This is a genomic window from Acidocella sp. MX-AZ02 (assembly GCF_000306035.1).
In the GTDB taxonomy this organism is placed as follows: Bacteria; Pseudomonadota; Alphaproteobacteria; order Acetobacterales; family Acetobacteraceae; genus Acidocella; species Acidocella facilis.
Window position 1 is genome coordinate 90,118 of record NZ_JH976209.1, and the last position, 20,387, is coordinate 110,504.

The following is a 20,387-nucleotide window of genomic DNA, read 5'->3' on the forward strand; positions in this document are numbered from 1 at the left end:
AGCTAAACCCATAATGCCCTAATAGCGCAGCGCCCGATACCCGCCCTCCGCCGGTTCCACCCCGTGCGTATCGTGCCCGAAGCCGGGAAATTGCCGGTCGAAGCGCTCCACCGCCGCCAGATAGCGCAGCACCGGCCCATCCAGCGTGCCGAAAGTCTCGCCCGGCATCAGCAGAGGAATGCCCGGCGGGTAGGGTACGATGGCGGTGGCGGCGACCCCCCCGGCCAAAGCGGCCAGCCCCGCCATGCCGCCTTCGCCGCGGATCAGCCGGTCATGCGCTTCCGCCGGGATCATCTCCGGCAGCGGCAGCGCGTTATAGGCTTCCTGCAGTTTTTCCGGATAGCCGGTCTCGCCCATCGCCTTGAACATCGCCTGGCCCAGCTCTTTCAGCCCCAGCGCGCCATAGGCGGCCGGGTGCGCGGCGCAGAGGGCGGGCAGGGCGCGGGTGAGCGGGGTGTTGGCGTCGTAATCGCGTTTGAAATCCAAGAGCGCGCTCACCAGCGAGCCCCATTTGCCCTTGGTCACGCCGATGGAGAACAGGAACAGGATGGAGAAATGCGCGGTCTTTTCCGGGGTGATGCCGTGTTCCGCGAGATAATGTGCCAGCAGCGGGGCGGGGATGCCTTGCGCCTCCAGCTTGCCGTCCCGCCCCATGCCCGGCGTGGTCAGCGTCACCTTGATCGGGTCGAGCAGGCAATAGCCTGGCTCCAGCCCGGCAAAGCCGTGCCAGTCCGCCCCCGGCTCCAGCGCCCAGCAGGCCTGGCTGCTGGCGAGAAGCTGCGGCGGCGCATCGGCGAAGGGGATGCGCAGCGCCCCGTCGCGCACGAAATCCGGCTGCCAGACGCCGAAGAACCAGTCGCCTTTTTCCAGAAAACCCGCCTGCAGCCGCGCCACGGTCTGCCGGAAGGCGACCGCCTCGGCGATCGCTTCCGAGGTCAGCAGCTGCCCGCCGGCACCATCCATCATCGCCGAGCTGATATCGGTGGAGGCGATGATGGCGTAGTTGGGCGAGGTGGAGGCGTGCATCATCAGCGATTCATTGAACCGCACCGCCTCGATCGGCACCCGCCCCTCGCGCAGATGCACCATCGAGGCCTGGGAGAGGGCCGCCAGCAGCTTATGGGTGGATTGGGTGGCGAAGATGGTGGGGCCGGCGGGGTCGCGCCCCGCCGGGTCGCCGCGCATGGCGTAGTGGTTTTCGTAAAGCGGGTTGAAACGGGCATGGCCGAACCAGGCTTCGTCGAACAAAATCCGGTCCACCGAGGGGCTGAGCAATTCCTCAACCCGTGCGGCATTGTAGCACAGCCCGTCATAGGTGGAGTTGGTGACGATGGCCAAGGCCGGCCGCGCGTCCTGGCCGGCGGTCAGGCGCGAGCTGGCGAGGTTATGCGCGATCGCCTCCCTGGTCAGCGACGCCGGCGGGATCGGCCCGATCATGCCCAGATGGTTGCGGTAGGGCAGCAGATAGGCCGGCCTTGCCCCGGTGAGTGCTAGCCCATGCTCGATGGATTTATGCGCGTTGCGATCCGCCAGCACGGTTTCGCCGCGCGCCACCGAGGCGGTGAACACCACCCGGTTGGCGGTGGAGGTGCCGTTGGTGACGAAATAGGAGCGCTGCGCCCCGAACACATAGGCGGCGTAGCGCTCGGCATCGCCGATCGGCCCGGTATGGTCGAGCAGCGAGCCCAGCGCCGCCACCGAGATCGAAAGATCCGCCCGCAGCAGCTTCTCGCCGAAATAATCATGGAACATCCGCCCGGCGGGGGAGCGCAGAAAGGCGGAGCCGCCAGTATGGCCGGGTGTGTGCCAGGAATATTCCGCCTCGTCGGCGAATTTCGCCAGCGCCCCGAACATTGGCGGCAGCAATGCCAGCCGGTAGCGGCGCACCGCTTCCAGGATCCGGGTGCTGACGAATTCCATCGAATCCTCCAGCAGCCAGATGAAACCATCCGCCTCGCGCATCACCTCGGCCGGGACGTGGGGGGCGGCCTCGCGCGTCGCCAGCAGAAACACCGGCAGCTTGGCGTTGCGGGCGCGTAGCGCATCCAGCACCTCGCGCGCCTGGGTGTGGCTCGGGTCCTGGTGCAGATCCCAGTCCAGCAGCAGCGCCTGCAGATGCGGGTCCGCCTCGATCGCCTCATGCGCCGCGGCGGTGGAGAGGGCGATGACCGGGCTCAGCTCATGCGCGGTCAGATCCTCCTGCAGCGCGCGGGCGGCCCGGCCAGGGGATGAGGCCTCATGCAGCCGGTCGCAGACCAGCAGCACATTGCGGCCGATGCGTTTGCCTGTCTGTTCCGTCCTCGCCATGATGCTCCCTTTTGCGGCTTTCGGGATTGGATGGCGTTTGCGCGCCGCTGTCCAGCCCTATGCCGGCACTATGGAAGCTAGAGCAACATCCGATCAAACGGACTCGTTTGATCGGATAAAGTTGCTCGCTCAAACAAAAAACTAGAGCGTGTTCCGTGCACCAACGTGAACGGAATACGCTCTATGTTTCACCCGCCTGGCGGTGGATATGGCACGCCACGCCGCCGGCTGATCGGGATGCCCCCAAAAAACAACCGCGCCGGCGGTGGAGAACGCCGGCGCGGCCTTAGCCCGGAAGCATCCCAAGGGGTTAGGGGAACTTCCTCCGGGTGTACAGATAGGCGATCCCCAGAAGCCCCAGATACAGGAAGGGGATAAAGACAATCAGGCTTTCCAGCTCGACCGGCATCAGATCTCTCCTTTCCCATTTTCGTGCTGGGCGTCGTACATGACGGCACCGCAGCCCGCGATCAGCACGATCATCACCGTGCCGACAATCCAGGCGAAATACCAGGGACCGTAATCCCCAGCCACCACGGCGAGCAGCAATGCCAGAGCAAGCACCACGCCGAGGCCCACGAAGGTGAATAATTTACCCATTTCGTTGCCCTTTCTACTTAATAGCTGTGCTCGTCATGCGCCACCGCGGAAGCCTTTACTTTTCCGCGCATCACGTAGAAGCACCAGGAGGTGTAGCAGATGATGATCGGCGTGAAGACCAGCGCGAAGAACAGCATCCAGCCGAGATTATATTCGCTGCCGGAGGCGTTCCACACGGTCAGGCTCTGGCTCGGGTTGGTGGTCGAGGGCATCAGGAAGGGGAACATGCTCGCCCCCGTCGTGAAGATCGCGCCGATCCAGCCGATTGCCCCCAGCCACCAGGCCAGCACCGGCTTGCCCGCCAGGTTCAACAGCGCCGCGCCGAACATGCCGACGAGACCCAGCGCCGGCAGCACCCAGAGCAGCGGGTAGGATGCGTAGTTATGCATCCAGGCGCCGACCACAGGCGCCACGCTGGGGCCGGTGAGCGGGGTGGCGGCGGCATTCGGGTCAACCGCGCTGGTATAGGCAAAGCCGGTGAGATGGCCGAGCCACAGCCCGCCGGCCAGGAACAGGATGCCGCCGACCAGCCCGCCGCCGATGGCCGCCTTGCGGGCGCGGCCATAGATCGGCTGCTCGCCGCGCAGCATCAGCATGGTGCCGCCCTGCTGGATGGACAAAGCCAGCGACATCACGCCGCACATCAGCGCGAACGGGTTGAGCAGATACCAGATGAAGCTCTCATCCTGATAATACTGCCCGTCCCAACCATAATGATAGCCAACACCCTGCATCACATTGCCGAAGGCCGCGCCGTAGACGATCATCGGCACCGCGCCGGAGATCAGGAACGCCCAGTCCCAGGTGCCGCGCCATTTGCCGGCATCCACCTTGGAGCGATACTCGAAGGCCACCGGGCGCATGATCATGCTGAACAGCAGCAGGATCATCACCACGTAGAACACCGAGAAGGAGGTGGCATACAAGGTGGGGAAGGCGGCGAAGATGGCGCCGCCGCCCAGGATGAACCAGACCTGGTTGCCATCCCAATGCGGGCCGATGATGTTGAGCGCCACCCGGCGCTCCGCATCATTGCGGCCGACAAAGCGCAGCAGGCTGCCGACACCCATATCCATGCCGACCATTACGGCCAGGCCGGAGAGCAGCACCCCCAGCAGCACCGCCCAGATCACTTTCAGAACAACATAGAGTTCCATGATAAACGCTCCTTTACTCGGCCGGGGTGGCGAACATCGGCGCCGGCGTAGCCTCGGGCGCGGCGGCATGGTGCGGCTGCGGACCCAGGCGGGCGAACTTGAACATCAGGTAAAGCTCGGCGGCGATGAAGGCGCTGTAGAGCAGCGCGAAGCCGATGAGCGAGAACACCATATAGCCGAGCCCATGGCTGGAGGCCGCCTGGAAGGTCGGCAGATAGCCATAGACCGACCAGGGCTGGCGCCCGGCCTCGGCGGTGATCCAGCCGAACTCGCAGGCCAGGATCGGCAGCGGGATCGACCAGACGCACAGCTTCAGCAGCAGCGGATGCCGCTCCAGCTGGTTCTTCAGGCTGTAGAAGGCCGCGAAGGCGAACAGCCCGACGAAGAAGAAGCCCAGCGCCATCATGATCCGGAAGGACCAGAAGGTGACGGGCACGTTGGGGATGGTGTCCTTCTCCGCCTGGGCGATGATGGCGCCCTGATTGGCCGGGGTGATCAGGTTCAGATCCTGGTTCGGCGCATAGCGCTGCGCCAGGAAGCCATAGCCCATGTCGCTCTCATTCGCCTTGAAGGTGGCGAGGGCGGCGGCGTCATGGTCCTTGCCATAGGCCTGCAGCGCGTTCAGCGCCACGATGCCTTTCTGAATCCGCGGGCCGGCCTGCTGTTCCAGCGAGATCAGGCCGGGGATGTTGGTGCTGAAGGAATGCGCGATCAGCGGGTCCAGCACATAAGGCACGCCGATTTCGGCATAGTTGGTCTGCTTCGCCTGGTCGGGCAGGGCAAACAGCAGCCAGGGCGCGGAGGCCGCCGAACCATTGGCGGCACTATCCTGCCACAGCCCCTCGATCGCGGCGATCTTGGTCGGCTGCACCAGATAATCCAGCCGGCCCAGCGCATCGCCCAGCGTCACCACCGCCAGCGAGGAGATGATGCCAAACAGGGCCGCCATGCGGAAGGAGCGCGCCGCCAGCTCACGATGCTGCTTGCGCAGAATGTAGAAGGCGGAAATGCCCATCACGAACAGCGCCCCGGTGACGAACCCGGCGATCGAGGTGTGCACGAATTTCGCCTGCGCATCCTCGCTGAACACCAGCTTCAGGAAGGAGTTGAACTCCATGCGCATCGTATCCGGGTTGAAGCTCGCCCCTTGCGGGTTCTGCATGAAGCCGTTGGCGACCAGGATCCACAGCGCCGAGAGGTTGGAGCCCAGCGCCGTCAGATAGGTGACGGCGAGATGCCCCGGGCGGGAGAGCCGGTCCCAGCCGAAGAACATCAAGCCGATGAAGGTGGATTCCATGAAGAAGGCCATCAGCCCCTCGATCGCCAGCGGGGTGCCGAACACGTCGCCGACGAAATGCGAGTACATCGACCAGTTGGTGCCGAACTCGAATTCCATCGTCAGGCCGGTGGCGACACCGATGGCGAAATTGATCGCAAAGAGCTTGCCCCAGAACTGGGTCATGTCCTTGTAGATCTGTTTGCCGGTGATGACGTAGACCGTCTCCATCGCGGCGAGCAGGAAGGTCATGCCGAGAGTCAACGGCACGAACAGGAAGTGGTAGAGCGCCGTCAACGCGAATTGCAAACGCGATAGATCGACGACACTCGGATCGATTAACGGCATGACCGCCCTCTCCAGTTGTGGAAAAACTTTAACCAAGCGGACCGGGTATAGGCGGTGCCGGCAAAACGCGGCTTGATCTCTGTCAAATTCCGGGTGGAGAGCGGGCAGGGCCGGAGGATTGCGGTGAATTGCTGACCTTCGCTGCGGGCATGGCGCGCGGTTTTCAGGCGTTCCGCGCCGTTGGGCTCTTGGAGATTGGCCTTTCGGCTTCAACGCGTTGAAGGATCAGCATTGTTTCGATCATTTCAGGGTTTCGTCTTTTGCCTGGGGCATCAAGGGGTAAACGGCGCCTGCGGCGCCGCGCGGCAAAGCCGCGCGCCCTTGACCCCCCAGTCAAACGACGAAGACGCTAGGGATCGAGATAATGGCTGGGTGAATGTTGATCGGGGCCTAACGCTGGCGCAGCGCCTTGCCGTCCCGCAGCTCATACACCTCATCCATCAGCGCCAGCCCGGCCGGGCGGTGGGTGATGTAGAGCACGCTGCGCCCGGCCAGCAGCGGGGCCAGATCGGCCAGGAAGGCGCGCTCGGTCTCCACATCCAGCTCCTCGGTCGGCTCGTCCAGGATCAGCAACGGCGCCGGCTTGAGCACGGCGCGGGCCAGCGCGATGCGCCTTGCCTGCCCACCGGACAGGCTGGCCCCGCCTTCGCCCACCAGATGATCCAGCCCCTGCGCCAGCCCGCGCACGAAATCCGCCAGCTGCGCCACCTCCAGCGCGTGCCAGAGTGCCGCCTCATCCGCCGCACCATTGGCCAGCAGCAGATTATCCCGGATGCTGGTATGAAACAGATGGCTGCGCTGGGAGATGATGGTGGCATGGCGCGCCATCTGCGCGCTGGAAAATGCCCGCAGATCCACCCCGCCAAACCGCGCCGTCCCCGCCTGATATTCATGAAAGCGCAGCAGCAGATTGATCAGCGTGGATTTGCCTGACCCGGAGACGCCGACAATCCCGACATGCCGCCCCTGCGGCAGGCTCAGGCTGAACCCATCCAGCACCTTGCGGCCGCCATCATAAGCCAGATCGACCCCCGCCAGCTCCAGATCGTAGCGCTGCAACGCCGGGGCGGCGGTGGCGGGCGGGCTGATCGGCGGCATCTGGTCCGCCAGCGCGAAAATGCGCCGTGCGGCGGTTTTGATCTGGCCGAGATAATTCAGCGCCCCGGGAAGCGGGGCGGTGGCCTCGAAGGCGGCCATGGCGCCGAGCAGCAGCATCGGCACCTGGGCGGCGCCAAGCCCGCCCGCCTCAAAGCGGCGCGCGCCGAACACCAGCACCGCCAGCAGCGTCGCATTCGCCGCCAGCCCGGAGAGGGATGCCCCCAACGCGGCGACACCACCCAGCCGCGCCTGGGCGGCCGCCAGCTCTTCATTCAGCGCCGCCGCGCGGGCCTGCATCGCGGGCGCCGCGCCGCTCACCAGCAGCTCCCCCATGCCTTGCAGCGCCTCGACATATTCGGCCCGCAAACCCGCATTCAGCCGGGTGATCGCCGCCCCCGGCCCGGCGCCAAGCCGCGCCGTCAGCACCGGGGCGAGGGCGCCGTTCAAGCCCAGCCCGAGGATCAGCGCCAGCGCCGCCGGCACCGAGAAAAACGCGAAGAACGAAGCCATCAGCAGCGCGGCCGCCAGAGCGGTCAGCACCGGCACGAACACCCGCAGATAGAACAAATTCAGCGTGTCGATATCGGAGACGATGCGCCCCAGCAGATCCGCGCTGCGCTGGCCCTGCAAGGCGGCGGGGGCCAGCGGCTCCAGCCGCGTGTAGAACCAGACCCGCAGATCCGCCAGCAGCCGGAAAGTGGCCTCATGCGTCACCAGCCGCTCGGCATAGCGCGAGGCCACCCGCAGCGTCGCGAAAAACCGCACCATCGCCGAGGGGGTGAAGAAATTAAAGGCGTTCTGCGCCGCAAAACCGGCCAGGCCGGCGATGGCGGTGGCGGCGAGGAACCAGCCGGAGAGGGCGAGCAACCCGAAATTCGCCAGCAAGGTGAGGGTGGCCAGCCCAAGACCCGCCAGCATCCAGCCCTTGCGCGGCGCGGTCAGGCGGATCAGGCGCCAGATGTCAGACATAGGCCGCCTCCCGGGTCCGCAGCATGTCCCGATAGGGGCCGGGGATTGCAGCCAGGCTCGCATGGGTGCCGGCCTGCACCAGCCGGCCCTCCTGCAGCACCAGAATTTGATCCGCCCGTTCGGCCAGGGTCAGCCGGTGCGCGATGATGATGGCGGTCACACCCGCCCCCTGCTCCATCGAGTCCAGGATCGCCGCCTCGGTCCCCGCATCCAGGCTGGCGGTGGCCTCGTCCAAAATCAGCAGCTTCGCCTGCCGGGCATAGGCGCGGGCCAGGGCCAGGCGCTGGGTCTCGCCGCCGGAGATATTGGCGCCGCCCTCGTCGATCGCCGCGCCGAACTGGCCGGGCAGGCTCTGAATGAAATTATAGGCATGGGCGCGCGCGGCGGCGTTGCGCAGCCCCGCGAAATCCCGCGCGGGCAGGCCCAGCGCCAGATTATCCTCGACACTGCCTTTGAACAGGCGCGGGCTTTGCGGCACCCAGGCCAGGGCCCGCCACCAGCTCTCCGGGTCGATCTCGGCCAGATCCTGCCCATTCACCAGAATTCGCCCGGCGCTGGGGGTGAGAAACCCGAGCAGCAGGCGCGAGAGCGTGGTCTTGCCGGTGCCGCTGGCACCGACAATCACTGTTGTGCTGCCGGCGGGAAAACGGGCGGTGACATCCTGCAGCACAACACGCCCGTCATAGGCGAAGCTCAGCTTTTCGCAGGCCATCTCATATTCCTCAGCCGGCGCCAGCGCGGCGCTGCCGCGCGCGGGCACGGGCGCGTCCAGAAGGCCGAAAATCTGCCGCGCGGCGGCAATCGCGCTCATCCTGGCATGGTAATGCACCGAAAGCCCGCGCAGCGGCACGAAATATTCCGGGGCCAGCAGCAGCACCAGAAAGGCCGGGTAGAAATCGAAATGCCCGTGGATCAGCCGCGCCCCGAACAAAACCGCCACCAGCGCGATCGCCAGCGAGGCGAAAAACTCCAGCACCGCGCTGGTGAGAAAGGCGATGCGTAAGCCATCCATGGTGGTGCGGCGATAATCGTCCGAAATCCGGGCGATGATGGCGATCTCGTCGCGCGCCCGGCCAAACAGCTTCAGCGTGGTGAGCCCCTGCAGCACATCCAGGAAATGCGTACCCAGCGCCAGCAGCTTCAGCCATTGGCGCTGATTGATCGCCTCCGCCCGGTAGCCGACAAACACCATGAAGAGCGGGATCAACGGCCCCGCGACCAGCAGCACCAGCCCGCTGATCCAGTCCAGCGAGAACACGAAGGCGAGGATGGCCAGCGGCACCGCGACGCAGAGATACATCTGCGGCAGATAGCGGGCGAAATAGGGCTCCAGCGCCTCCACCCCGTCCAGCAGCACGGTGGCGTGCTCGGCGCTGGCCGCCCCCTCGGCCGGGCCGCGCGCGAATAGCCGCTCCAGCAAGGCGGCGCGCAGCCCGGTTTTGATGGTCAGGCAGGCGCGGCTGGCCAGGCGCTCGGCGCCATAGGTGAGCAGTGCGCGCAGCCCGAACAGCAGGGCCAGCAGCAAAAGCGGCGTCTCCAGCCGGCTCAGCGGCTGATGCAGGAAGGAGATGGCGGTGACCAGCTTGGCCAGCAGCACGGATTGGCCGATCACCACCCAGGCGGAGAGCAGCCCCAGCCCGATGCTGCCATAGAGCGCGCCCCGGGCGCGCTTGCCTTCGCGCATCAGGCGCGGATCCATGCGGTCACTCATGCCGGCGAGCTAACCCGGCGCGGGGGATACCGCCAAGATATATATCAAATCCTCACGCTTCCGGCGGCGGCACCTGGCGCTGCCATTCCCGGGCAATCTCGATCCTGCGCGCCACCCAGACATCCGGCAGGGAGGCGACATAATCCAGAATCTGCCGCAGCGCGCCGATGCGCCCCGGCCGGCCGATGATGCGGCAATGCAGCCCGATGGAGAGCATTTTCGGGCTGGTTTCGCCTTCCAGCCGCAGCGCGTCGATGGCGTCCTTGATGTAGGTGACGAAATGCGCGCCGGTATTGAAGCCCTGCACCGCGGCGAAGCGCATATCGTTGGTGTCCAGCGTGTAGGGCAGGATCAGCTGCGGCTTGCCCCATGTGGTGTCGTAATACGGCACATCATCCGCGTAAGAATCCGCGTCATACACAAAACCGCCTTCCTCGACCACCAGCCGCGCGGTGTTGGGGCTGGTGCGGCCGGTGTACCAGCCGAGCGGGCGATGGCCGGTAAGCGCGGTGATGATCTCGATGGCGCGCTGCATATGGTCGCGCTCGATCTCTTCCGGCACATATTGGTAATTGATCCAGCGATAGCCGTGGCTGGCGATCTCCCAGCCGGATTTCAGCATCGCCTCCACCGCCTCCGGGTTGCGCTGCATCGCCATCGCCACGCCATACACGGTGAGCGGCAGCCCGTGCGCCTCGAACAGCTTGCGGATGCGCCAGAACCCGGCCCGTGCCCCGTAATCATAGAGGCTTTCCATGGAATGATGGCGCATTCCCGGCACCGGGGCGGCGCCGACAATCTCGGAGAGGAAGGTCTCCGCCCCTTCATCGCCGTGCAGCACGGAGTTTTCCGCGCCCTCCTCGTAATTCAGCACGAAGCTGAGTGCGAGTTTGGCCCCGCCCGGCCAGGTGACGCGCGGCGGGTGGCCGGCATAGCCGGGAAGGTCACGCGGGTAGGCGGGGCTGTTAGCCGCCGCGATAGGTGGAATAGCCATAGGCGCTCAATATCAAAGGGACATGGTAATGGCGCGCGGGCTCATGCACCAGAATGCGCACCGGGATGATGTCGTAAAACTCGGCCGCCCTGCGATAGAAGGCGGCGTGGAAACGCAGCTCATAGGCGCCGGCGACGAGGGTTTCGGCCAGGCAGGCGCGCCCGCCTTCATCCAGCGTCACCGCGGTCACCGCCCCGCCCGGCGCGTGCAGCTCCACCTGCATCCCCGCCGCGCCGCAGCCCTGGACGACATCCAGCACATGGGTGGTGAGGCCCTTCATGGCGTGATGTCCTGTAGCCGCAACCAGGTGATATGGCCGATTTCGCGCAAGGCGGTTTCCTTTTCCGTGACAGGGTCATGTTCAAGCCGCTTGGCGAAGGCTTCCAGAATGGCCGCCTTGCCGGGCTGCAGCCGCACGCAGATGATGAAGGGAAAGCCGAATTTTCCCCGGTAGGCGGCGTTCAGCGCGGTGAAGCGGGCGAATTCCTCGGCGCTCAGCGCCCGCAACCCTGCCCCTTGCTGCTCGGCCTGGGAGGCGGCGGTGAGGTCCGCCTGGCCTGCGCCAAGCTCGGGATGGGCGCGGATCAGCGCCAGCTGCTCGGCCTCCGATGCGTCCGCCACCACCGCCACCAAGGCGGCGTGCAGGCTGGCCTTGTCCGGAAAGGGAGAGGTTGTGAAGGCCCGTTCCACCACCCAGGGGGAATGCTCGAACAGGCCGAGATACGGGCCGGACTCAGCGATCATGTCGACCTCCGGGGATTTCGCGACACGCTTGGCGAAAATCACTCACCCCCGCATAGTGGCGCTGATAGCCCAAGGGCGCAACCGGGACTGAGATGATGAAGAGCCTGACCGATCTGATCGATATGCATGATGCCAGCCGGGAGGAGTTTCTCGCCGAACTGGTCCGCCACCCGTCCGACAACCCGTCCGGGGACTGCGCCCCGCACGCGGCGATGACAGCGGCGCTGCTGGAGCGGTTAGGGTTCCACGTGGAACGTCATGTGGTCCCAGAGGCGCTGGTGCGGGCGCATGGCATGGTCAGCTGCACCAATCTCATCGTCCGCCACGGCTTCGGCCCCGGCCCGACCATCGCGCTCAACGCGCATGGTGACGTGGTGCCGCCCGGCGAGGGCTGGAGCGCGGACCCGTACGGTGCGGAGATCCGCGACGGCTGGATGTATGGGCGCGGCGCCGCCGTCTCCAAATCCGACATCGCCTCCTACGCTTTCGCGCTGAAGGCGCTGAAGGAGAGCAAGCTGGCGCTGAAGGGTACGATCGAGCTGCATATTACCTATGATGAAGAGACGGGCGGGGAGATCGGCCCGGGCTGGCTGCTGGCGGAGGGGATTTCCAAGCCGGATGCGGCGATCGCCGCTGGGTTTTCCTACAATGTCGTCACCGCGCATAATGGCTGCCTGCATCTGGAGGTGACGGTGCTGGGCCGCTCCGCCCATGCGGCGAAGCCGGAAACCGGGATCGACGCGCTGCAGGCGGCAACCTGCGTGCTCAACGCGCTCTATGTCGAGCGGGCGCGCCTGCGCGGCCAGCCCTCCGCCATTCCCGGCATCGGCGCGCCGGGGCTCACCGTGGGGCTGATCTCCGGCGGTATCAACACCAATGTGGTGCCGGACAAGATCACGCTGCGCCTGGACCGGCGGATCACCCCGGACGAAGACCCGGCGGCGGTGGAGGCGGGCTTGCGCGCGCTGATCGAGCGCGCGGTGACGGAGGTTGCAGGGGCGCGGGTGGAGATCCGCCAGGTGCTGCTGGCGCTCCCGCTCACCCCGCTGCCGGGGAGCGAGCGCTTGGCAGAGGCGTTGAGCCGCCGCGCCACGGAGATTTACGGCGAGCAAATCGGCACCACCGGCGTGCCGCTTTACACCGATGCCCGCCATTACGCCGCCGCCGGCGTGCCGATCGTGCTCTACGGTGCCGGGCCGCGCAGCATCGAGGAAGCCAACGCGCATCGTGCGGATGAGCGGCTGCCCCTGGCGGACCTGCACCGCGCGACCAAGGTGGTGGCGCTGGCGCTGGCGGATTTGTTGGGGTGAGGCCTATTCATTGGTCTCGCCGGTCTCTCCATCCTGCGCCTCCACCTTCTTGGATTCCGGCGAGTTCTCCTGGCGCAGGAAGATGCTGAGCACGACATAGAGGCCGATGGCGCCGAACTCGGCCTCCCAGCACTGGAACACCGAGAACCAGAAATCCGCGCTGCCGGCATAGGCCAGGGTGGAGAGGGTTGGCAGATGCTGCAGCGTTTGCTGCTCGTTATAACGCCAGCTGCCGAACAGCAGATGCAGCCCGAAGGCGATGACGAACATGAAAATGAACGCCAGGGACAGCGAATTGGCATAGAGCGTGTCGGCCAGATTATCCTGCCGGCGCAGCTTCCAATAGACCGTGCGCTGGCTCAGGCCGGCAGGCTTGCGCGAATGCGCGGCACCTTTCTGCCGCAGCACCGCGCTGAAGGCGATCAGCACCGCCAGCTGCAGGATCGCCGCCTGCCAGTTGCTGAAGGCGCCATCCAGAAAATTGCCAGTGCGCAGATAGGTCCCGAGTGAAATCGCCGGAAAATGCGCTTCTTTCAGGCTGCCATTATAATCGACCCAGCCGGTGAGCCCCTGCGGGATCAGGCAGAGGATGAACAGGGTGAAGAAGGCAATGGAGAGCCCGTCATCGCGCCAGAGCTTGCGAAGGCGGTTGCCGAGACTCTCGTTCAACGGGGTGGTCAGGCTGGACATGCGCATCCTCTGAGCGGGTCTTGCAGATATATGTCCGCCAAGGCCGCAAGGAAGATGGTTCAGCGCGCGGCGAGGCGCTCCAGGAAACCCAGCATCACCCGCGCCGCCGCGTCCACATCCTCGGGCGTGACATGTTCGGCCGGGTTGTGGCTGACCCCGTCCCGGCAGCGGATGAACAGCATGGCCACGGGGCAGAGGGCGGCCATGCTCATCGCGTCATGCCCGGCGCCGGAGGCGAGGGCGAAGGGGCGCCCGCCTTGCGCGGCGATGCTCTCCGCCAGCAGGCGCTGGGCCGTCTCGTCGCACAGGCAGGGGGCGAGCTGCTGGACAGTTTTCACCTCCTGACCGATGCCGCGCCGGGCGCAGAGTGCCGCAAGCCCGTCGCGGAATTCCTGTTCCGCCGCATCGCGCGGGCCCGCCAGCGGGGCGCGCAGATCGACCGAGAAGCTGACCAAGCCGGGGATGACATTGCCCACCCCAGGGGCCACGCTGAGCGCGCCGACGGTGCCGACGATGCCCTCCCGTGTCGCGATACGCTCGACCAGCAGCACCGCCTCGGCGGCGGCGGCCAGCGCGTCCCGGCGCAGCCCCATCGGGGTGGTGCCGGCATGGTTGGCCATGCCAATGAGGGTCACGGCCAGGCGCGTCTGCGCGGCGATGCCGGTGACGATGCCCAGCGGCAGATTTTCCGCCTGCAACACCGGGCCTTGTTCGATATGCGCTTCCAGATAGAGCCGCACATCGCCGCGCGGCGGGGGCTGGCGCAGGGCTTCCGGGTCCAGCCCGAAGCCGCGCATCGCCTCGCCCATCGAGATGCCGTCTTCATCCTGCAGCGTCGTGGGGTCCCCCGTCAGCGTGCCGGCGCGGTAGCGGCTGCCGGTCATCGAGGCGTGGAAGCGCGAGCCTTCCTCATCGCCAAAGGCCAGGATTTCGATGGCGAAGGGCAGGCGCTTGCCTTGCCGGGCCAGGTCCTCGACCACGCCCAGCCCCAGCATCACCCCCAGCGCCCCATCATAGGCGCCGGCATCGCGCACACTGTCGATATGCGAGCCGATCAGCACGGTGGCCGCGCCGGTGCCCTCATACCGGCCGATCAGCGTGCCCGCCGCGTCCAGCCGCGTGCTCATCCCGGCCGCCTGCATCCAGCCGGTCAGCGTCTCCAGCGCGGCTTTGTGGGCCGGGGTGAGGAAGCGGCGGGTGAGGGCGCCTGCCGCCTCGCTGTAAGGCGGTTGCTTGAACAGGTCGCAACGGGAGACGGCGATGGCGCCAAGGCTCTGGGTCATGCCCAAAAACTAGCCGCAGATAGCGATTGCCCGCAATAAGATGGCTCGCTAGCATTTACCCGGCGCAGGCAGCGTGAAGGAGTGCCCAAGGATGGACCAGATCTCTCCCCCGAAGAGCGAGGCGCTGACGGAGCTGGCGGCGCGGGTCCGGCATGATCTGGCCTGTCTGGATTACCCGGCCAGGCCCTGGGTGCGCCCGCATCGCCACCCGGAGGGGCATGTGTATGACGTGCTGATCGTCGGCGGCGGGCAGAGCGGGCTGGCGGCGGCTTTCGGGCTGGTGCGCGAGAAGGTGGAGAATATCCTGGTGCTGGACGAAAACCCGGAGGGCCAGGAAGGCCCCTGGGTGACCTATGCCCGGATGGTGACGCTGCGCACGCCCAAACATCTGATCTCGGTGGATCTCGGCGTGCCCTCGCTCACCTTCCGCGCCTGGTGGGAGGCGCAATATGGCGCCGAAGGCTGGGAGGCGCTGGGCAAGATCCCGCGCGCGGCCTGGATGCGCTATCTGATCTGGTATCGCCGGATTCTGGGGATTCCGGTGCGTAATGAGGCGAAGGTGACGCTGATCGAGCCGGTGCAACGCGGGCTGTTTCGCGTGCATGCCGGCGGTTCGGCGCTGCTGGCGCGCAAGGTGGTGCTGGCCACCGGCATTCAGGGCGGCGGTGAGTGGCACACGCCGGATTTCATCAAGACGCTGCCGAAATCCCGCTACGCCCATACCTCGGAGGCGGTGGATTATGCCGCGATGCAGGGCAAGCGCATCGGCATTCTCGGCGGCGGCGCCTCGGCCTTTGACAATGCGCAGTTCGCGCTGGGGGAAGGGGTGGGGCGCGTGCAGGTCTTCATCCGCAAGCCGGCGCTGCCCAAGATCAACCCGATCCGCTTCATGGAAAATGCCGGTTTCCTCGGGCATTTTTCGGATCTGAGCGATGCCCAGCGTTATGACGGCATCGACCATTTCCTCTCCTTCAACCAGCCGCCGACCAATGACACGTTCAACCGCGCCTGCGCCTATGAAGGCTTTTCCTTCCATCCCGGCGAGCCCTGGCTTTCAGTGCGGGAGACACCGGATGGGGTGGAGGTGACGACGCCGAAGGCCACCTACCTGTTCGACTTCCTGGTGCTCTCCACCGGGCTGTTGACCGATGCGCGGCTGCGCCCGGAGCTGGCGGCGCTGGCCGGGGATATCGCCTGCTGGCGGGATAAATACCAGGCCCCGAAGCCGAACCCCTTGATCGACGATCATCCTTACCTTGCCAGGGATTTTGCCTTCACCGCGAAGACGCCGGACGGCGCTGACCGGCTGCACGGGCTGTTCAATTTCAACTATGCGGCGCTGGCGAGCCTGGGGCTCTCCGCCTCGGCGCTCTCAGGCATGAAATTCGCCGCGCCAAAGCTGGTTTATGGCGTGGTCTCGCAGCTTTTCACCGATGATGCGCCGGAGATCCTCGCGGATTACAAGGCCTATGCGGAGGAGGAGTTCAGCGGGGTCTGGCCGTGAAGATTGGGGGGAGTTTTTGAAAAAACTCCCCCCAAGCCCCCCAAAAAACTTTTGTAACTCAGGCAGCCTCTTCTTCGCCCCAGCAATAGAGCTTGGAGGTTTGCCCGATGCCGGGGTTGAAGCAGTTGCATGGGTCCAGCGCCTGGTAATGCGCCGCCAGTGCGGGCTTGGCGGGGTAGAGATGGCCGACATTATGCTCCGCCGGATATTCCGCCCCGCGACCATCCAGCAGCCCCCACATCTCATGCTCGATGGCGATCGGATCATGCCCGGCCTTCACCACATAATCCTGGTGGAACACATGGCAGAAGAAATGCCCGTAGTAGAGCTTGTGCAGCAGCTTGCCGTCCATCTCCGCGGGCAGCCGCTCCACCCACTCCTGGTCGTTGCGGCGCAGGGCCACGTCCAGCGCCACAATGTCCGAGACCGTGTCGCGATGAATGGCGCGATAGCGGATCGCCGCCCCCGCCACGGCGAAGCGGTGCAGGAAGGCTTTCGCACCTTCCTCCGGCGTGCATTCGAAAAAATCCCCGCCAGCGCTGGGGAACAGTGAAGCAAGATAAGTCCGCGCCTCCGCAATGCCGGGGCCGGACATTTTCAGCAGCAGATGATGCTCAAAGCGGTCCCGGTAATCGCGCATCCGGGCGGGCAGATGCTGGGGGAAAAGCTGGCTCGCCGCCTGCATCAGCCGGTCGCTGAGATCCTTCGGCAGAAACGAAAAATTCGAGGCAAAGGCATCGAACTTCGCTTTCGCCGCGAACAGGGCCGGCAGCCGGTCGGTGCCCAGCTTTTCGATCGCAATCACCGTATCCTTGCCGTACAGAGCCGCGATGTCGAAGGCGGTGCGGTGGATATATTCGCCCGCCACCGGCAGGTTGGCGAAGCCACCCAGAATGTCGCGGCGGATGCGCGTCAGCGCGGCCGCGTCATTGCTGCCGATATAGAATACCGCGGTCTCTTTCTCGGCTGCGAAACTGTCCAGCCGCACGGCGAAGATCATCAGCTTGCCGGCACTGCCGGAGGCTTCGCAGAGCCGGCGCGGATCGGCGTTGAAGCGGGCGGGGGTGGCGGCGTCGATCTCGCGGACATGCCGGGCGTAGTCGGGGTCGGAGGCGGCGCGGCCGGCCGGGTGCTCGATTTCGTCGGCGGTGAAATCGCCGCGCTCCAGCCGGGTGAGCATCGCTTCCGGGTCGTTGCCGAGGCGCAGCCCGATATGGTTGACCAACTCGATGGCGCCCGCCTCATTCACCCGCGCATAGATCGCCAGCTGGGTGAAGGCCGGGCCACGATGGATCAGCGCCCCGCCGGAATTATTGGAAATCCCGCCCAGTACCGAGGCGCCAAGGCAGGAGGAGCCGATGACCGAATGCGGCTCGCGCCCCAGCGGGCGCAAGGTTTTCTCCAGCTGGAACAAGGTGGCGCCAGGCAGGCAGACCACCTGGCGCCCGCCCTCCAGCAGATGGATCTTCGCCATGCGGGTGGTGCTGATGAGCACGATCGGCCGGTCATACTCATCGCCATCCGGGGTGGAGCCGCCGGTGAGGCCGGTATTGGAGGCCTGCATGATGATGATGACGCCGGCCTGGTGGCAGGCCTGCAACACCCGCCATTGCTCCACCAGGCTGCCCGGCCGCACCACCGCCAGCACCTTGCCGGTGCCAAAGCGATAGCCGGTGCGAAACCGGCGCGTCGCGGCCTCCGCGGTCAGCACATGCCCGGCCCCGACCGCGCCTTGCAGGGCGGTGATCAGATCAGCGTTGCGGTCGGGCATGGGTTCTGTCCTTGTTGCGGTGGCCGCCACTCTGGGCGGTTTCACTGGTTTTGCCAGCCCCGTGGCGCGGGGCTGGCTTGTTCAGCCCGGGATCACCCAGGGGATGAGATACTGCTCGATAATCACCAGCACCGCCAGCGCCAGGGTCAGCACGATGGAATGGATGAACACCCGGGCGAACACCTTGCCCTCCTGCCCGGCCATGCCGGTGACGCTGCAGCCGGTGGCGATGTTCTGCGGCGAGATCACCTTGCCCATCACCCCGCCGGCGGAGTTGGTGGCGGCGATCAGGATCGGGCTGAGATTGAGCTGCCTGGCCGCGACCACCTGCAGATTGCCGAACAGCGCATTGCCGGAGGTATCGGAGCCGGAGAGCATCACCGCCACCCAACCCAGGAAGGGCGAGAGCAGGATGAAGAAATGCCCGGTGGCCGCCACCCCGGCCCCCAGCGTGTAGGCGAGGCCGGAATAGTTCATCAGATAGGCGAGGGCGACGATGGACATCACCGTCACCACCGCCAGCCAGATCTGCCTCAGCGTGGCGCCGATGCAGCCGAGCAGCGCCCCCGGCGAAACCCGGCCGAGCATGGCGGTGAGCAGCGCGGTCAGCAGGATCGCGGTGCCGGTGGCCAGCGGCTGGAAGCCATAGATCGCGGCATAGGGCTTGGCATGGTAGAGGGTGATCGAGATCGCCTTGTCCAGCCCTGGCCAATGGATGCTGCGCGCGCCGATGGCGGCGATGTTCAGATTGGTCCAGACGATGACGATGACCGAGACCAGCACCCAGGGCAGCCAGCCGCTCCAGGGGTTGCGCTTGGAGTGGGATTCCGCCCCGTGCAGCGCCTCGTCCTTGATCGCGAATTCAGCGTCGGGTTTCGGTTTCCAAACCTGCAGGAACAGCAGCGTGAAGACCAGCGAGCCGAGCGAGGAGAGCACGTCGGTCAGCGCATAATCCAGCAGGTTGGAGGCGATGAACTGCATCGCCGCGAAGGAGCCGCCGGCGGCCAGCAGCAGCGGCCAGAGCGCCTTCAGCGAGCGCCAGCCGCCATAGATGGTGATGACATAGAACGGCAGCAGCAGCGCGATCACCGGCAGCTGGCGGCCGAGCATGGCGCCGAGTGCGGTGGTGGGCAGGCCGGTGACCGCCCCCAGCACCGTCACCGGCACACCCAGCGCGCCGAAGGCGACGGGGGCGGTGTTGAAGATCAGCACGAATACCAGCGCTTCCAGCGCGGGAAAGCCGACCAGCATCAGCAGCGAGGAGGTGATGGCCACCGGCGTGCCGAACCCGGCCACACCCTCCAGCAAGGCGCCGAAGCAGAAGCCGATCACCACCAGCACCACCCGGCGGTCATTTGGCAGATGGTTGATCACCCAGGCGCGGAAGGCCTCGAAATAGCCGGCGCGGACGGAGATATTATAAAGCAGCAGCGCGTTCAGCACGATCCACATCACCGGCCAGGCGGCGAATACGGCGCCATTGGCCGCCGCCGCCAGCGCCAGATGCACCGGCAGCTGCCAGAAGCCGACCGCGACGATGAAGGCGGCGGCGAGCCCGGCCAAAGCCGCCTGCCAGGCCGGCCGGCGCAGCACGCCGAGCAGCGCCAGCACCAGCGCCACCGGAATCGCGGCCACGAGAAACGATAAAACCAGACTACCCCCGATGGGGGTGATGAGCTGTGCGAACATTTCTGTCCCTGTGATTTGATTATGGTCCTTGGAGTGCTGGCCGGTTAGCATGCCAAGATTGTTATTGGCAATAAATTTTTACCATAATGCATTCTGGTACAACTGGCGCCGGGCTGTTTATAATGCCGGTCGGTTTTTGAGGGACGGTGCGATGGCTGAAAAGGTGAAGCCGGTGCCGCTGGCGGATATCATCGCCGAGCGCATCCAGACGATGATCCTGGAAGGGGCGCTGCGGCCGGGGGAGAAGCTGCTGGGCGAGCGCGAGCTGGCGGAGCGGCTGGGGGTCTCGCGCCCGTCTCTGCATCAGGCGCTGGCGCAGCTGGAGGAGCGCGGGCTGCTGGTCTCCGGCAAGTCCGGCACCAGCGTGGCGCGGTTTCTTGACCGGCTGGCCGACCCGCTGGCGGAATTATTCGTGACCGAGCCGCGGGCGACGGCGGATTATATCGAATTCCGGCGCACGGTGGAGGTGGCGGCCGCCGGCTATGCCGCCATCCGCGCCACCCAGCCCGAGCGCGAGGCGATCGCCGATTGCCTGCGCCGCATCCAGGCCGCGCATGATGCCGGGGAGTCGGCCCTGGAGGCGGATGTGGATGCCGAGCTGCACGGGCTGATCTACGAGGCCTCGCATAATCTGATGGTGCTGCACATCATGCGGGTGTTGGGCGATCTCTTGCGCAAGAACGTCTTTTATAATCGTGAGACGCTGTATCTGCGCGCGGGCCTGCGCGATTTGCTGCTGGCGCAGCATCTGCGCATCGGCGAGGCGGTGTTGAGCGGGGATGCCAACGAAGCGGGTGAGGCGATGCGCGCGCATATGGATTTCACCGGCTCGACGCTGGAGGACATCCAGCGCGAGGAGGCGCGTCTGGCCACCGCCATGCGCCGGATCGACCGGAAATATCTGGTCGCCGGCGCGGAGGACGGCCAAGGCTGATC

Annotated in this window: 16 protein-coding genes; 3 read left to right on the plus strand and 13 right to left on the minus strand. The window is 65.9% G+C overall.

Going from position 1 to position 20,387, the window contains the following annotated elements; translation table 11 throughout:
* Positions 1–18: 18 nt before the first annotated feature.
* The 9 genes from MXAZACID_RS12680 to uraD form a co-directional block, all read right to left on the minus strand.
* Positions 19–2,307 (minus strand): Orn/Lys/Arg decarboxylase N-terminal domain-containing protein, encoded by a 2,289-nt coding sequence (locus MXAZACID_RS12680; RefSeq protein ID WP_008494802.1) that lies wholly within the window; start codon positions 2,305–2,307, stop codon positions 19–21.
* 408 nt (positions 2,308–2,715) lie between these two features.
* Complete coding sequence (locus MXAZACID_RS12685) at positions 2,716–2,907, minus strand: hypothetical protein (protein WP_008494803.1); 192 nt, start codon at positions 2,905–2,907, stop codon at positions 2,716–2,718.
* 17 nt (positions 2,908–2,924) lie between these two features.
* Positions 2,925–4,064 carry a cytochrome d ubiquinol oxidase subunit II gene (gene cydB, locus MXAZACID_RS12690; protein WP_008494804.1) on the minus strand — a complete coding sequence of 380 codons (1,140 nt, stop codon included), beginning with the start codon at positions 4,062–4,064 and terminating at the stop codon, positions 2,925–2,927.
* A 13-nt stretch (positions 4,065–4,077) separates the two neighbouring features.
* The gene (locus MXAZACID_RS12695; protein WP_008494805.1) at positions 4,078–5,688 is read right to left on the minus strand and encodes a cytochrome ubiquinol oxidase subunit I; all 1,611 of its coding nucleotides are present in this window, start codon (positions 5,686–5,688) and stop codon (positions 4,078–4,080) included.
* A 390-nt stretch (positions 5,689–6,078) separates the two neighbouring features.
* A complete protein-coding gene (gene cydC, locus MXAZACID_RS12700) occupies positions 6,079–7,755 on the minus strand; it encodes a thiol reductant ABC exporter subunit CydC (protein WP_008494806.1) in 1,677 nt (558 codons plus the stop codon).
* Positions 7,748–9,466 (minus strand): thiol reductant ABC exporter subunit CydD, encoded by a 1,719-nt coding sequence (gene cydD / locus MXAZACID_RS12705; RefSeq protein ID WP_039885366.1) that lies wholly within the window; start codon positions 9,464–9,466, stop codon positions 7,748–7,750. Before cydD ends, cydC begins: the two co-directional genes overlap by 8 nt.
* Positions 9,467–9,518: 52 nt before the next feature.
* Positions 9,519–10,460, minus strand: a complete 942-nt coding sequence (gene puuE, locus MXAZACID_RS12710; protein WP_008494809.1) for an allantoinase PuuE — start codon at positions 10,458–10,460, stop codon at positions 9,519–9,521.
* Positions 10,432–10,740, minus strand: coding sequence for a hydroxyisourate hydrolase (locus MXAZACID_RS12715; protein ID WP_008494810.1), 309 nt, complete (start codon positions 10,738–10,740; stop codon positions 10,432–10,434). The genes puuE and MXAZACID_RS12715 overlap by 29 nt, the downstream gene beginning before the upstream one ends.
* Positions 10,737–11,204, minus strand: coding sequence for a 2-oxo-4-hydroxy-4-carboxy-5-ureidoimidazoline decarboxylase (uraD, locus tag MXAZACID_RS12720; protein ID WP_039885455.1), 468 nt, complete (start codon positions 11,202–11,204; stop codon positions 10,737–10,739). The genes MXAZACID_RS12715 and uraD overlap by 4 nt, the downstream gene beginning before the upstream one ends.
* 92 nt (positions 11,205–11,296) lie before the next feature.
* Here uraD and MXAZACID_RS12725 point away from each other — a divergent pair, with 92 nt between their 5' ends.
* On the plus strand, positions 11,297–12,514 hold the full coding sequence (locus tag MXAZACID_RS12725) for a M20/M25/M40 family metallo-hydrolase (protein ID WP_008494812.1): 1,218 nt from the start codon (positions 11,297–11,299) through the stop codon (positions 12,512–12,514).
* Between the two features lie 3 nt (positions 12,515–12,517).
* Here the strand turns inward: MXAZACID_RS12725 and MXAZACID_RS12730 are convergent, their stop codons facing one another.
* Positions 12,518–13,204, minus strand: a complete 687-nt coding sequence (locus tag MXAZACID_RS12730; protein ID WP_008494813.1) for a DUF6766 family protein — start codon at positions 13,202–13,204, stop codon at positions 12,518–12,520.
* Positions 13,205–13,263: 59 nt separating this feature from the next.
* Entirely contained in the window at positions 13,264–14,487 is a 1,224-nt protein-coding gene (locus MXAZACID_RS12735; protein ID WP_008494814.1) for an allantoate amidohydrolase, read from the minus strand.
* Positions 14,488–14,578: 91 nt separating this feature from the next.
* On the opposite strand from MXAZACID_RS12735, the gene MXAZACID_RS12740 reads away from it, so the two are divergent.
* Positions 14,579–15,991, plus strand: a complete 1,413-nt coding sequence (locus MXAZACID_RS12740) for an NAD(P)/FAD-dependent oxidoreductase (RefSeq protein WP_008494816.1) — start codon at positions 14,579–14,581, stop codon at positions 15,989–15,991.
* 58 nt (positions 15,992–16,049) lie between these two features.
* Here MXAZACID_RS12740 and dld read toward each other — a convergent pair whose 3' ends face one another.
* Complete coding sequence (gene dld / locus MXAZACID_RS12745; protein ID WP_008494817.1) at positions 16,050–17,762, minus strand: D-lactate dehydrogenase; 1,713 nt, start codon at positions 17,760–17,762, stop codon at positions 16,050–16,052.
* A gap of 81 nt (positions 17,763–17,843) precedes the next feature.
* Positions 17,844–19,451, minus strand: a complete 1,608-nt coding sequence (locus tag MXAZACID_RS12750; protein WP_008494818.1) for an L-lactate permease — start codon at positions 19,449–19,451, stop codon at positions 17,844–17,846.
* 151 nt (positions 19,452–19,602) lie between these two features.
* Here MXAZACID_RS12750 and MXAZACID_RS12755 point away from each other — a divergent pair, with 151 nt between their 5' ends.
* Positions 19,603–20,385 (plus strand): FCD domain-containing protein, encoded by a 783-nt coding sequence (locus MXAZACID_RS12755; protein ID WP_008494819.1) that lies wholly within the window; start codon positions 19,603–19,605, stop codon positions 20,383–20,385.
* Positions 20,386–20,387: the final 2 nt, after the last annotated feature.

Excerpts from the sequence above, each read along its gene's own strand:
- MXAZACID_RS12680 (WP_008494802.1), bottom strand. The coding sequence starts at position 2,307 with ATGGCGAGGACGGAACAGACAGGCAAACGCATCGGCCGCAATGTGCTG.
- MXAZACID_RS12685 (WP_008494803.1), bottom strand. The coding sequence starts at position 2,907 with ATGGGTAAATTATTCACCTTCGTGGGCCTCGGCGTGGTGCTTGCTCTG.
- cydB (WP_008494804.1), bottom strand. The coding sequence starts at position 4,064 with ATGGAACTCTATGTTGTTCTGAAAGTGATCTGGGCGGTGCTGCTGGGG.
- MXAZACID_RS12695 (WP_008494805.1), bottom strand. The coding sequence starts at position 5,688 with ATGCCGTTAATCGATCCGAGTGTCGTCGATCTATCGCGTTTGCAATTC.
- cydC (WP_008494806.1), bottom strand. The coding sequence starts at position 7,755 with ATGTCTGACATCTGGCGCCTGATCCGCCTGACCGCGCCGCGCAAGGGC.
- cydD (WP_039885366.1), bottom strand. The coding sequence starts at position 9,466 with ATGAGTGACCGCATGGATCCGCGCCTGATGCGCGAAGGCAAGCGCGCC.
- puuE (WP_008494809.1), bottom strand. The coding sequence starts at position 10,460 with ATGGCTATTCCACCTATCGCGGCGGCTAACAGCCCCGCCTACCCGCGT.
- MXAZACID_RS12715 (WP_008494810.1), bottom strand. The coding sequence starts at position 10,740 with ATGAAGGGCCTCACCACCCATGTGCTGGATGTCGTCCAGGGCTGCGGC.
- uraD (WP_039885455.1), bottom strand. The coding sequence starts at position 11,204 with ATGATCGCTGAGTCCGGCCCGTATCTCGGCCTGTTCGAGCATTCCCCC.
- MXAZACID_RS12725 (WP_008494812.1), top strand. The coding sequence starts at position 11,297 with ATGATGAAGAGCCTGACCGATCTGATCGATATGCATGATGCCAGCCGG.
- MXAZACID_RS12730 (WP_008494813.1), bottom strand. The coding sequence starts at position 13,204 with ATGTCCAGCCTGACCACCCCGTTGAACGAGAGTCTCGGCAACCGCCTT.
- MXAZACID_RS12735 (WP_008494814.1), bottom strand. The coding sequence starts at position 14,487 with ATGACCCAGAGCCTTGGCGCCATCGCCGTCTCCCGTTGCGACCTGTTC.
- MXAZACID_RS12740 (WP_008494816.1), top strand. The coding sequence starts at position 14,579 with ATGGACCAGATCTCTCCCCCGAAGAGCGAGGCGCTGACGGAGCTGGCG.
- dld (WP_008494817.1), bottom strand. The coding sequence starts at position 17,762 with ATGCCCGACCGCAACGCTGATCTGATCACCGCCCTGCAAGGCGCGGTC.
- MXAZACID_RS12750 (WP_008494818.1), bottom strand. The coding sequence starts at position 19,451 with ATGTTCGCACAGCTCATCACCCCCATCGGGGGTAGTCTGGTTTTATCG.
- MXAZACID_RS12755 (WP_008494819.1), top strand. The coding sequence starts at position 19,603 with ATGGCTGAAAAGGTGAAGCCGGTGCCGCTGGCGGATATCATCGCCGAG.